This is a genomic window from Pelosinus sp. sgz500959 (assembly GCF_042610375.1).
Classification (GTDB): domain Bacteria; phylum Bacillota; class Negativicutes; order DSM-13327; family DSM-13327; genus CTSoil-075.
Genome location: NZ_JBGJZL010000001.1, coordinates 84,861 through 97,704, shown reverse-complemented (window position 1 = coordinate 97,704; position 12,844 = coordinate 84,861). Strand labels below are relative to the sequence as shown.

The window sequence follows — 12,844 nt, the reverse complement described above, 5'->3', positions numbered from 1 at the left end:
GGTGATATTTGCTAAAGGGCTATTAGAAATAAGGAGGAAGCAATATGAGCTTGGAACAATGTAAAATATTAGATTTACCCAAAATACATGATCCGAGAGGAAATTTAACTTTTGTTGAAAGTTCAAGGCATATTCCTTTTGAAATAAAACGTGTGTATTATCTGTACGATGTTCCTGGTGGAGAAACGCGAGGTGGACATGCTCATAAAAATTTACAACAATTTATTATTTCCATGTCTGGAAGTTTCGATGTAGTGTTAGATGATGGTTTTGCTAAAAAGACAGTGAATCTGAACCGGAGTTATAAAGGATTATATTTACCATCCATGACGTGGCGTGACCTTGTTAACTTTTCATCTGGTTCAGTATTGATGGTTTTAGCATCGGAATATTATGATGAGGCTGATTATTATCGAGATTATGATGAGTTTGTAGCAGCAGTCAAATCGGGGGTGAAGTAATGCAAATACCATTTCTGGATATGAAAGCACCTTATTTAGAACTGAAAAATGAACTGGATATGACGTATCAACGGGTCATGGAATCGGGTTGGTATGTACTTGGCAAAGAAGTAGAAGCATTTGAACAGGAGTTTGCTCAATATTGTGATGTCAAACATTGTATTGGAGTGGGCAATGGCTTAGATGCTTTATTTTTAATTTTAAAAGCATGGGGAATTGGCGAAGGTGATGAGGTCATTGTTCCTACCAATACGTATATTGCCACATGGTTAGCGGTTACTTATACTGGGGCAAAAGTTGTACCAGTAGAACCAGACGAACGTACTTATAATATCGATCCTAATAAAATTGAAGTTGCAATCACTGAAAAAACCAAGGCAATTATTGCAGTACATTTATATGGACAACCTGCTGATATGCCTGCCATTAATGAGATTGGAAAAAGGTATCATATAAAAGTGTTAGAAGATGCTGCCCAAGCTCATGGTGCTACATGTTATGGTAAAAGAGTAGGTGGTTTGGGAGATGCAGCAGGTATCAGTATGTATCCAGGTAAAAATTTAGGAGCCTTTGGTGATGCTGGAGTTGTCACGACTAACGATGATGAAACAGCCGATGCTGTACGAGTCCTCCGTAATTATGGTTCTCGTGTAAAATATCATAATGAGGTGGTCGGACATAATTCCCGTCTTGATGAATTGCAGGCTGCATTGCTGAGAGTAAAACTTAGGCACCTTGATGAGTGGAATCAGCGCAGAATGGAAGTCGCTCAACGTTATTTATATGAATTAGGCGATTGTAAAGAAATTCTTTTACCTTATGTTCCGGAATGGGCAGAACCTGTATGGCATTTATTTGTGATTCGTAGCCAAAAACGCGATGAATTACAGAAAAAATTAACGCAGCATGGAATCGGTAGTTTGATCCATTATCCAATTCCTCCCCATTTGTCAGGTGCATATAAAGAATATGGGTGGGTAAAAGGGTATTATCCTATTGCTGAAAGAATGGCAAATGAAGTATTGAGTTTACCCGTAGGCCCGCATATGAAGGATCAAGCTAAACATGTAATCGAGAAAATAGTATATTCCGTGGGAGAAGGAATTTAACATTGGAGGCTATCATGGAAAGGAAGGAAAAACTATCCATTGCCATACCTACAAGAAACTGCTGCTTAGAGTTAACAGAATTACTGGACTCGATACAAAGGCAAATTACTCAGCAACCACCTCTCAGCGAACTTATTAAAATTCATATTTTTGATAATAACTCAACTGATGATACGGCAGAGCTGATTTCAACTTTTGATTTACCCCTAATTTATAAAAAAAATGAAACTGAGATTAGCATTGTAGATCAAATCTTTCAAGCCTATGAAGAACCAACGGGTCAATATATTTGGATTGTTGGTGAAAATGATCTTTTAGTTGATGGTGCAATTGAAATCATATTGGCACAGTTAGAAAAATTTGAGCCAGCCTTATTGATATTTAAAATGGCAGGATATCAAAATTTGGTACAAATGCCTTCCTGTTTTACGAGCTACCAAGACTTTGTATTATTTTCACAGCATTATAATCCTCATTTACTACTGGAGAATATGCTTATTTCAATGAATGTGATTCGTAAAGGGTGCTTTGATGAACAATATGCACGTAAGTATCAACAGGAAAGTCATGCACATTTGAGAGGAATCGTAAGTGGTGTAAAGAAAGATTGTGGGAAAATTGTATACAATCAGCAACAAATGCTTCATATGCGCCAGCAGCATGGGAATGTTATGGGAAGTAGCATAGGGAACTTAGAAAAAATAATCTATCTTAAATGGTTAAAACAAGAATATGATTTAAGGGGAATTGTTCCAGAGAGAGTGATTGCTGATTATAATTTGCGACTATACCCACTTGTACCTAAAGTTTCGATTTTGATTAATTTTGAAATGAATGAAAATATAACTGTTGATGAAAATTTAAAAATATTAAACCAAACCATCGAAAGTGTATTGGCGCAAGATTATTATTATATTGAGATCATTGTAAATAGTCATTGCTATTTTTGGTCAGAATATATGGATTTTGCAAGAGAAAAACAATTATATGGTAAGACCGTTCAATATGCGGAAGTCCCTTTTGAGGCCAATTATGAACTTGTTAAGCAACTTTTAAATGGTGATTACATTATGCTGATGAATGTAGGAGAGTACCTTACGGATCATACATATATAACATCAGCAGTAAAAATCATGATTGCTAATGAGGACATCAGTATTTCCTTTGCTAATTATTCTTTGTTAAAAGGATCAAGCGCTCTTATACAGGAAGAACGTGGATTAGATAATATCGATATTTTCTCAGAACAATCCTGCACAAAAATTAGCGGACAATGGCTGTTTGCCAATTATGATAAATTGTGGTGTAGACCTTGTACGACAATTTTCAAGCAAGAATTGTTTTTTGGTGATCTAGGAAGGTATCTAAAAAATATTAATAAATTGATGTTTCCTTGGATGTTTGTGGAAAGTAATATTGCTTTTCATAATAAGGTAGTGGCAAAATGTCCAGATGAGTTTGAAAAAAGTAGTGGAATTTTAACCTTAGAAAGCTATTCTATGACGTTAGAATACATTGATCTAGCTGTGATGAATGCCCTAGTGTGTGATTATCCTAAAGAAGATTTACAAAAATGGCGTAAAGATATTGTGAAAAAATATTGCTTAGGGATCATCCATCAAGCGGATCAGAATATTGATATATTGATCGGTCTATATGAGGTAGCCAGAAAAAATGGGGTTGCTCATTTATTGCATGAGTCAATGAGTGAAATCGCGCGGGATTTTAATAGGATGACTAGTGTGAAGAATCCTTCTGCAGGAAAATAATACATAGTGTAGAATCTTACCATACAGTATGGTAAGATTCTACACTATGTGCTATTTTCAATTTAATAGAGTCAGAACTCCATATCTATATAGAATAGTTTTATTGATATACACAGGACTAAGTGAGGTAACGTAATGACAAGTGAAATGCAACAAGAGCTAACTCAGCCGTCGGAAGCTCTTAGAGATACGGCCATTACATGTGTGGGGATGGCACTACGTTCTCTAGGCAGGACAGTCAGTGATCAAGAGGTGCGTTTAGCTTGGCCGAAGGAAGAAAAAGAAGAACAGAATATTATTCAAGCATTAAAAAAGCACAAACTACAAGTTTATGTACAGACAGTAGATGTGGAACAGTTACCAGATATTCCTGTTCCAGCCATTACTCGCATAAAAAATGGTCATTATATCGCTGTTGGTCAATGTAATGGTGAACGGATTATGGTGGTTGATCCCTTAATCGGTCGACCCGTATATGTGCCTCTTAGCCAATTCCTCCAAGCGTGGGACGGCACTTTGATTACGATAGAACAACCATTTAGTTTGCGAGAATGGTTGCGAAAAATGAATTTGGATTGGTTTATCTCAATTATTTCTCAATATAAGGATTTATTAGGTGAAACCCTAATCGCTGCCTTCTTTTTGCAGTTATTAGGGTTATTAATGCCCTTGTTCACCCAAGTCATTGTTGATAAAGTTTTGCCAAATAATGGATTAGTTACGTTGGATGTACTAGCTGGTTCATTTTTATTGATGCTATTTTTTCAGACCCTTACGAGTATTTTGCGTACATACTTATTTAATCATACAACGAATAAAATTGATGTGATTTTGGGGATCAAGCTTTTTCGACAGATTGTCAGTCTACCCCTACAATATTTTGAGTCTAGGCGAGTGGGGGATACCTTAATTCGAGTAGCTGCACTGAATAGTGTGCGAGATTTTTTAACAGGACCAGCGTTAGGTGCCCTTTTAGATATATTTTTTTCTTTTATTTTTTTAGGGGTGATGATCTACTATAGTGTGTCGATGACTATTATTTCTTTATTGGTCGTGCCGCTTAGCTTACTGCAAAATATTGTCATTACACCGATTTACCAAAAAAAATTAGAGACTGTATGGGCGGCTTCGGCCCTTAGTAATTCTTTCTTAGTAGAAGCAATTACAGGGATTCATACTATGAAGTCCCTGGCGATTGAGCCCCAGTTCGTGCATCGCTGGGAAAAATTGTTATCTCGCTATGTACAAACAGCCTTTGATACCTCTGTATTTAATTTAATTCTTAGCAATACTAGCAATTTAATTCAAAGTATGGTAGGGTTTGCTGTGCTATGGTATGGTGCTTACTCTGTCATGGAGGGCGATATGACAATCGGTCAGTTGATTGCCTTTCAGATGATGGCCTCTCAGGCGACGGGCACTTTAATGAAATTATTTGCTTTGTGGCCAAGTGTCCAGCAGGTCGCCATGGCGGTTATGAGACTTGGTGATGTTATAAGTGCTGTTCCAGAAACAGCTCATTCACCATCAGACGCTGTTTACTATGAGATACAAGGTGATATTATATTAGAAAATATAGATTTTCGTTATCGCTTGGAAGGAAAACTCATCTTAGATCAGGTCAATATTCATATTCCACAAGGAGCCAGGGTTGGAATCGTTGGTCGGTCTGGTTCTGGTAAAAGTACGTTGACCAAATTGATTCAACGATTGTATTTCCCTGAATCAGGAAGAATTCTATTGGATGGTATAGATTTGCGTCAGCTCGATGTCAATTGTTTGCGTCGGCAGATTGGTGTTGTATTGCAGGAAAATTATTTGTTTACTGGTAGTGTGCGTGATAATATTTCGATGGCGGCTGCTAGTACACCGATTGATAAGGTTATCGCAGCAGCGAAAGCAGCGGGCGCTCATGATTTCATTCTAGAACTGGCCGAAGGGTATGATACTCCCGTAGGAGAACGGGGAATGTCGTTATCAGGTGGGCAAAAACAACGTATTGCGATTGCTCGCGCTCTCATTACCAATCCTAAAATATTAATTTTTGATGAGGCAACAAGTGCTCTTGATTATGAGTCGGAAAAAATCATTCTAGATAACTTAGATACAATTTGCGCTGGACGAACGGTATTGATGATTGCTCATCGTCTTTCTACGGTACACTGTTGTGATTTAATTATTGTACTTGATCATGGAAAGGTCATTGAAAGTGGTAATCATGACGAACTAATGGTGAAAAAAGGTCTATATTATAATTTATATTTACAACAAGAGGGATAAGAGATGCTAAAAAAGTTTCTGAAAAATAAGTTTGACGATATGTTGACCAGCGAAGAAACTGAGTTTATGCCAGCTGCGGTTGAAGTCGTAGAAACGCCCGTTTCGCCTGTTGCCCGTATGGTTATTTATGCACTATTCATATGGTTCAGCAGTGTACTTGGTTGGGCGATTGCTGGCACAGTGGATGAGGTTGCCACTGCTCCTGGCAAAATTATTCCTGTAGGTTATGTTAAGGCGGTACAAGCAGAAGATAAAGGCATTGTAAAACATATTCATGTGATTGAGGGACAAAAAGTAACGAAGGGAGAACTCTTAGTTGAGCTGGATTCTACCATCACGCAAGCAGACTTTGAACGCCTTAAGAAAGATGTAGCTTATTATACGTTGGAAATTGACCGTTTACTAGCTGAACAGTTCGATAAACCTTTTGTACCAAATACTAATTTGCCAGGACTCGATAAGAAGGATTTAGAGTATCAGCTTAGTTTATATGATACACGAATGAGCGAATATCAAATGAAATTAGAGATTGCTCAAACTAATGTCCGCCAAGCGGAAGCTGGGTTAGCAAGTGCCTTATCGCGCAAAGGAGAGTACAAGGAAAGACTGGATATTGCCAGTGAAAAGGAAGATCGAATTGTACAATTAACCAAAGAGAATGCAGTTGCTTATTTTACCTTATTAGATCAGCGTTCACAGCGTATTCAACTGTATAAGATGTTAGAAGCGCAAGATGGAGAAGTCGATAGGGCGCAATGGGCTGTCATTCGTAGCCAAAAAGAAATTCTGGGTTTGCGTGAAGCCAGAAATAAAGAAATTGCGACACAGATGGTAGAATCACGCCGAAAATTACAGGCACAAAACGAAGAATTGAAAAAAGCACAAGAAAAAAATCGGTTATCTAATATTGTCGCGCCTACTGAAGGCAGAGTTAATCAATTGGCAATCCATACGGTAGGAGGGATTGTTACGACTGCTCAGACGTTGATGATGATTGTACCAGAGGATGCACAAATGGAAGTCGAAGCTTGGATCGCTAATAAAGATATCGGTTTTGTTAAAGTTGGACAAAAAGCGGCTATTAAAGTAGATGCTTTTAGTTTCCAACGTTTTGGGTTGTTAGAAGCAGAGATCAAGGAAATTAGTCCAGATGTTGTAGAACGCCCTGATAGCAAGGAAAAGTCTCAGGCTTACCGAGTTATTTTAACTTTGGATAAAAGTTTCATAAATATCATTGATCAGCAACGCAGTTTGTCCCCTGGTATGACTGTTAATGCAGAGATTAAAATCCGTGAGAAAAGAATTATTGAATTCTTCTTAGATAGTTTCCGAAAATATAAAAATGAGGCACTTAAGGAGAGGTAGTATGGAAAAAATAGATACCGCTCTACGATGCCTTGTGACCATAGCCAGGCTACTTGGAATCCCAGCTGATGAACAGCAGTTGCAACGGGCTTATAGTATGGATGATAAGGGGATCGATCAATTCAGTCTGATGAGGGCAGCCAAAGAACTTGGTTTAAAGTCTCGTTTGTTACAAAGGTTGCCAGAACGATTTGCGAAATTACCATTACCAGCCATGTTTTTATTAAAAAATAACAATTGGGTCGTGGTTTTACGCTCTGATGGTCAGACTGTTTTCATGGTTGATCCCTATTATCCAAATGTCATTGGAGTACCTCTTGATAAGTTTTTTTCTGAGTGGTCTGGACAGGTATTGCTTGTTGCGAAACGATTTGTGATTCAGGAGAAAGTAAGGAAATTTGGTTTATCATGGTTTTTTCCTATTATTATTCAATATAAATCCTTGTTTGGTCAGGTGTTGTTTTTATCATTGATATTGCAACTGATTGGCTTATTGAGCCCTGTATTTACCAAGGTAATTATTGATGAAGTATTGGTGCATCGTAGTGTTAATACACTAAATATGTTGATGATCGGGATGATTGTGGTTAATGTTTTTCAAACTGTTCTTGGTGGAGTGCGCAGTTATTTGTTTTCATATACGACAAATAAAATTGATGTAGTATTGAGTGCTAAAATCTTTCGTCATATTAGCAACTTACCCATAAAGTATTTTGAAACTTGGCAAGTCGGTGATGTGGTTTCTCGTGTGCGGGAACTAGAACAAGTACGTTCGTTTATTACTGGTTCTGCTTTGACCGTTGTCTTAGATGTTGTTTTTGCAACAATCTATATTGCTGTATTGTTTAGTTATAATAGCATACTAACGATTATTACCTTAGGTGTCGTTTTATTATTCGTAATACTAAATTTAGTAGTCACACCTATTTATAAGACCTTATTAAATAGATTATTTCAGATTGGCAGTGAATCTCAGTCTTTTTTAATTGAATCCATTACTGGAATTCAGACAGTTAAGACGTTAGCCGTTGAAGCTGCTTTTATTCAACGTTGGGAACAGATGCTTTCGCGCTTGATAAAGACAGCATTTACTGTCGCAAATGTATCCAATGTGGCTGGTAATATTGGAGGTTTTATACAGCAGGCTTTTAATTTGTGTTTATTATGGATTGGTGCTCGAACGGTATTAGAAGGCAATCTTTCTATGGGGGAATTGATTGCTTTTCAAATGATGGCGGGGCAGGTCATTGGACCTATTTTAAGGTTGGTTAATCTGTGGCAGTCTTTCCAGAAAACCATGGTATCTGTCGACCGTTTAGGGGATATTTTAAATGATGTGACGGAGCCAGCTTTTAATCCCAATCGTACGACATTACCTGCTATTGAAGGTTCAATTGTACTGGATCGTGTGACTTTTCGCTATAAACCTGATGGTCGTGAAATATTGCGGCAAGTGAGTCTTGATATTCCGGCTGGAGCGCGAGTTGGCGTTGTTGGGCGTTCGGGATCAGGGAAAAGTACACTCACCAAGCTGATTCAGCGCTTATATGTTCCTGAGTCTGGTAGAGTTCTTATTGACGGAGTTGATTTGGCTCAGATTGAACCTGCATGGCTCAGGCGACAAATAGGTGTTGTTTTGCAGGATAATTTTTTGTTTAATGGTTCTGTTCGAGATAATATTGCGACTGCTAAACCTAATGCTACTCAAGAAGAAATACTGCACGTTGCTCAAATTGCTGGTGCTCATGAATTTATCATGGAACTGGCTGAGGGGTATGATACTGCAGTTGGTGAAAGAGGGACATCTTTATCTGGTGGGCAACGCCAGCGCATTGCGATTGCTAGAGCACTACTACCTAATCCAAGTATTTTAATTTTTGATGAAGCAACAAGTGCCCTTGATTATGAATCAGAGAAAATTATTATGGATAATCTTGATCAAATTGCGAATGGGCGTACAATGATTATGATTGCACATCGCTTATCTACGATCAGGAAGGCGGATGTGATTCTTGTGATTGACAAAGGCATGCTCGCAGAGTCGGGTACCCATGATGAACTACTTACTCAGCAGGGAATTTATCATCATTTATATCGCCAACAAGAACGATAATTTTCCAATATGCGTACTAAATATAACAAATTATATTTAGTACGCATATTTATCTTTATTTGTCAACGTGCTACAATAAAATTAGACAAAGTTATTATTGCAAGTAACGTGATGAAAAGGGTGTGGATATTATGAGTAGCATTTCCCAACTCAGTACAAATTCTATTTGGAAAAAGTTATATTCACTTTCCTCTGCCACTAATATGAAATCTGGGAATTTACAACAAGATCAATCGGATTATAATTTTCAGTCGTTACAAGCCTTATCGAATTTCACAATACAAAATATTCAAACACAACAAGAGCAATATCGTAATCGGATTACTACGTTTAATAATAGTGTGAGTGAGACAAATAAAAGTGCTAAGCTACTAACAGCGGCTAATTTTTTTAATCAAAAGTATGTATCGACAAGTACAGGGGCAGCTGTGAGCGGTGATGCGAAGAGTGGTGCGACGGAAACTCAATACAATGTTTCTGTCAGTCAGGTTGCGACAGGGCAACAGAATGATGGAAAAACCTTAACAGGTTCTGCGTATGGTGGAGTGTCTACAGGACTTTCTACCTTGGGAATTACCGTTGGGAGTGGTACCGAACGTCAGGTATCTGTAAATATCTTAGCAACGGATACAAATGGACAGGCACTGAAAAAATTTGCTAGTGCGATTAATAATAGTGGAAATGGCGTACGCGCTGAAGTAAAAACAAAAGGTAATGATCAATATTTAAGTGTAATTTCCAAAGATACAGGGGCTGCGAACTCATTTGCCATTCGAGATATCTATGGTAATGGAGCAACGACATTACAATTGACTAATACGGTGAAGAATAGTGCAGATGCTTCATATGTGGTCAATGGAACGAATTATCAGTCATCCACTAATAAAGTATCTCTTGATCATGGTAATCTAACATTATCTTTAAATAGTACGACGACAGGCACCATTAAAGTTAATGTTGGTAAAGACGATAGTAAAGTAGTTGATGCAGTAAAAAATCTTGTTACTAATTATAATAAATTGAATGATGTATTAAGTGATAGCGATTATGTGACTAAGCGAGGAGGAAGGGCTTTAGATGGTGTGGAATCTCTTGTTGGCAAGACCATGTCTTCAAATTTTGCTAGCATCGGAATTACATTAGACAAAACCACTGGTAGTTTAGCATTAGACGACAAAAAAATTTCTACTGCCTTAGCGTCTAGTCCTGATAAAGTGAAAAGCTTATTAATCGGCTCTGCTAGCCTGGGGAAAATAGTAGAGCGTGTTTCGAAGGAAATATCTACTGCGCCAGTGAACAGTTATTTAAAACCACCAAGTGCGCTGGATACATTAAATTATACTTCTCCATATAACAGTAATGGTTGGTTAACAAAGAATAATAATTTAGCGCAAGGTCTATTTTTAAATATGACGGTTTGATGGGAACGGATATTCAAGGAATTCTAAGTGATGAAAGAGTAGCAGATATTATGTCCAGAATGTAGCCTAAGGAAAAAGAAAAATCTGATAAAGTAGACTTAAAATATGAAGTCGATTTTATATATGATGATTTTATCCTTAAAAACCTTGCAATTTATCATTAAAAGAATTATAATACACTTTGCGAACATATTGCTTAGGTCTGTGGTTGAAAGTCGAGGCCAGTCGCAGGCGAAACGATCCACATAAGGAGTCCAAAGTGGCTCTGAGCATGGTGCGGTTTAGGGGTAAGTCCTGCCGAGTTATTAGCTTAATTAGCTAGATTCGAGAGTGGTAGTAGTGAGGAGATTGAATTCTTATTAGCGAACCTTCCAGCAGGCGGGTGTGGGGGCAAAGACCAGGTCAGCTAAGCAATATGGTCCTTTTTAAAATAGTAAAATGAATAGTTTATAAAGCCTGGATGATTTATCATCCAGGCTTTCCATTATATAACAATAATTAGTCAATGTTTTAATAAAAAAACATTGACTAATTATACAATGAATATGTATAATTATAAGCATATTTTAAATATGTGGGGGGGTATACATAGTGTCTAAAAAAATAATGTCATTCATGATGCTTATGGTCCTTGTAGTATCTTTTGGTTTAGTTGGGTGTGGCAAGCAAGAAGCGGCTAAGCCTAAAGTGCTTAAAGTTGGTTCTGAAGCTTCTTTTGCTCCCTTTGAATTCCAAGAAGAGGGTTCAAAAGAATATGCTGGTTTTGATATGGATTTAATTAAAGCGATCGGTAAACAAATGGGTTATGAAGTGCAAATTCAGAATATGGGTTTTGATGGTTTGATTCCAGGTATTGAATCAGGTACTGTTGATGTAGCGATTTCAGCCATGACGATTACAGAAGAAAGAAGTAAAAAGATTGACTTCTCTACACCATACTATAAATCAGGTTTGACGATTGTAGTCAAAAATGATAATACGACGATTAAGAGTTTTGCAGACTTAGAAGGCAAAAAAATTGCTGTACAATTAGGTACGACTGGTGCTGATGAGGCTAAAAAAGTTAAAAACGCTCAAATTCGCGAATTTAATAGCGCTCCAGAAGCATTTTTAGAACTTAAAGCTGGTGGCGTTGATGCTGTTGTAAATGATAAACCTGTTAATGATTATTATATTGCTAAAGCTGGTGGCAAAGATGCGAAAGAAATTGGTCAACCATTAACTGCTGAAGAATATGGTATTGCAGTTTCTAAGAAAAATAAAGAATTAACTGAGAAAATTAATAAAGCATTAGATGAACTTAAAAAGAATGGCGAGTATGATAAAATGTACTTGAAATGGTTTGGTAAAAAAGCTCAATAAAAAATAATCAATAACGTCCTATTCTATGCGATGACGAAAGCGTAGAATGGGACGTTGTTTTATTTGTACTATTTTTTTAGTACAAAAGACTTGAATATACTGTAAAACCATGTACAATAGGAAGAGGGAAAAAATATAGATACTGTGGAGGTTATTACATGTCTAGAAAACTGATGTCGCTACTGATCTTGGGGGTTATGATACTGTCTTTGGGTTTGGCGGGTTGTGGTCAAAAGAATGCAACTAAAACTGAATCCAAGGTGCTGAAGGTGGGTGCGGAGATGACTTTTCCACCTTTTGAATTCCAAGAGGAAGGCAGTAAAGAATATGTTGGCTTTGATATGGATCTGGCCAGAGCAATTGGTAAACAAATGGGTTATGAAGTGCAAATTCAAAATGTTGGCTTTGATGGACTGATTCCTGCTTTGGAAGCTGGTAATATTGATATTATTGTTTCCGGAATGAGCATTACTGAAGAACGTACTAAAAAAGTGGCTTTTTCTAAACCTTACTATAAGTCAGGTTTATCGATTGTAGTTAAAGCAGATAATGCTACGATTAAAAGCTTTAAAGATTTAGAAGGTAAAAATATTGCAGTACAAATTGGTACGACTGGTGCCGAGGAAGCCAAAAAAATTAAAGATGCAAAAGTACGAGAATATAATAGTAATTCCGAAGCTTATATGGAACTTAAGGCTGGCGGCGTAGATGCTGTGGTTAACGATTTGCCAGTGAATGAATATTATTTGGCAAAAAGCGGCGATAAAAATGCTAAATTGCTTGGTGATATCATGAATGCTGAAGAATATGGTATGGCGATGACGAAGAAAAATACAGAGCTTACAGAAAAAGTAAATGCAGCCTTAGACGAACTTAAAAAGAATGGCGAATATGATAAAATTCATATGAAATGGTTTGGCAAAAAAGCTCAATAAATATCTCTGAATAGGCGTGATGTGAATCA

At 37.2% G+C, this 12,844-nt stretch carries 9 protein-coding genes; all 9 read left to right on the top strand.

Features of this window, described 5'->3' with window-relative positions:
- Nucleotides 1-44 precede the first annotated feature (44 nt).
- The 9 genes from ACAN52_RS00425 to ACAN52_RS00385 all read left to right on the top strand — a co-directional run bounded on the left by ACAN52_RS00425 (nt 45) and on the right by ACAN52_RS00385 (nt 12,815).
- Nucleotides 45-461, top strand: a complete 417-nt coding sequence (locus ACAN52_RS00425) for an FdtA/QdtA family cupin domain-containing protein (protein ID WP_378950540.1) — start codon at nt 45-47, stop codon at nt 459-461.
- Nucleotides 461-1,570, top strand: a complete 1,110-nt coding sequence (locus ACAN52_RS00420) for a DegT/DnrJ/EryC1/StrS family aminotransferase (RefSeq protein WP_378950537.1) — start codon at nt 461-463, stop codon at nt 1,568-1,570. Before ACAN52_RS00425 ends, ACAN52_RS00420 begins: the two co-directional genes overlap by 1 nt.
- Nucleotides 1,571-1,584: 14 nt before the next feature.
- A complete protein-coding gene (locus tag ACAN52_RS00415; protein ID WP_378950534.1) occupies nt 1,585-3,339 on the top strand; it encodes a glycosyltransferase family 2 protein in 1,755 nt (584 codons plus the stop codon).
- 135 nt (nt 3,340-3,474) lie between these two features.
- Nucleotides 3,475-5,619 (top strand): peptidase domain-containing ABC transporter, encoded by a 2,145-nt coding sequence (locus tag ACAN52_RS00410; RefSeq protein ID WP_378950531.1) that lies wholly within the window; start codon nt 3,475-3,477, stop codon nt 5,617-5,619.
- A gap of 3 nt (nt 5,620-5,622) precedes the next feature.
- Nucleotides 5,623-6,984, top strand: coding sequence for an HlyD family type I secretion periplasmic adaptor subunit (locus ACAN52_RS00405; protein WP_378950528.1), 1,362 nt, complete (start codon nt 5,623-5,625; stop codon nt 6,982-6,984).
- Nucleotide 6,985: 1 nt separating this feature from the next.
- On the top strand, nt 6,986-9,097 hold the full coding sequence (locus ACAN52_RS00400) for a peptidase domain-containing ABC transporter (RefSeq protein WP_378950525.1): 2,112 nt from the start codon (nt 6,986-6,988) through the stop codon (nt 9,095-9,097).
- A gap of 131 nt (nt 9,098-9,228) precedes the next feature.
- The gene (gene fliD, locus ACAN52_RS00395) at nt 9,229-10,518 is read left to right on the top strand and encodes a flagellar filament capping protein FliD (protein ID WP_378950522.1); all 1,290 of its coding nucleotides are present in this window, start codon (nt 9,229-9,231) and stop codon (nt 10,516-10,518) included.
- 591 nt (nt 10,519-11,109) lie between these two features.
- Nucleotides 11,110-11,880, top strand: coding sequence for a basic amino acid ABC transporter substrate-binding protein (locus ACAN52_RS00390; protein WP_378950519.1), 771 nt, complete (start codon nt 11,110-11,112; stop codon nt 11,878-11,880).
- Nucleotides 11,881-12,038: 158 nt separating this feature from the next.
- Entirely contained in the window at nt 12,039-12,815 is a 777-nt protein-coding gene (locus ACAN52_RS00385; RefSeq protein WP_378950516.1) for a basic amino acid ABC transporter substrate-binding protein, read from the top strand.
- Nucleotides 12,816-12,844 lie beyond the last annotated feature (29 nt).

Excerpts from the sequence above, each read along its gene's own strand:
- ACAN52_RS00410 (WP_378950531.1), top strand. The coding sequence starts at position 3,475 with ATGACAAGTGAAATGCAACAAGAGCTAACTCAGCCGTCGGAAGCTCTT.
- ACAN52_RS00400 (WP_378950525.1), top strand. The coding sequence starts at position 6,986 with ATGGAAAAAATAGATACCGCTCTACGATGCCTTGTGACCATAGCCAGG.
- ACAN52_RS00385 (WP_378950516.1), top strand. The coding sequence starts at position 12,039 with ATGTCTAGAAAACTGATGTCGCTACTGATCTTGGGGGTTATGATACTG.
- ACAN52_RS00405 (WP_378950528.1), top strand. The coding sequence starts at position 5,623 with ATGCTAAAAAAGTTTCTGAAAAATAAGTTTGACGATATGTTGACCAGC.
- ACAN52_RS00415 (WP_378950534.1), top strand. The coding sequence starts at position 1,585 with ATGGAAAGGAAGGAAAAACTATCCATTGCCATACCTACAAGAAACTGC.
- fliD (WP_378950522.1), top strand. The coding sequence starts at position 9,229 with ATGAGTAGCATTTCCCAACTCAGTACAAATTCTATTTGGAAAAAGTTA.
- ACAN52_RS00425 (WP_378950540.1), top strand. The coding sequence starts at position 45 with ATGAGCTTGGAACAATGTAAAATATTAGATTTACCCAAAATACATGAT.
- ACAN52_RS00420 (WP_378950537.1), top strand. The coding sequence starts at position 461 with ATGCAAATACCATTTCTGGATATGAAAGCACCTTATTTAGAACTGAAA.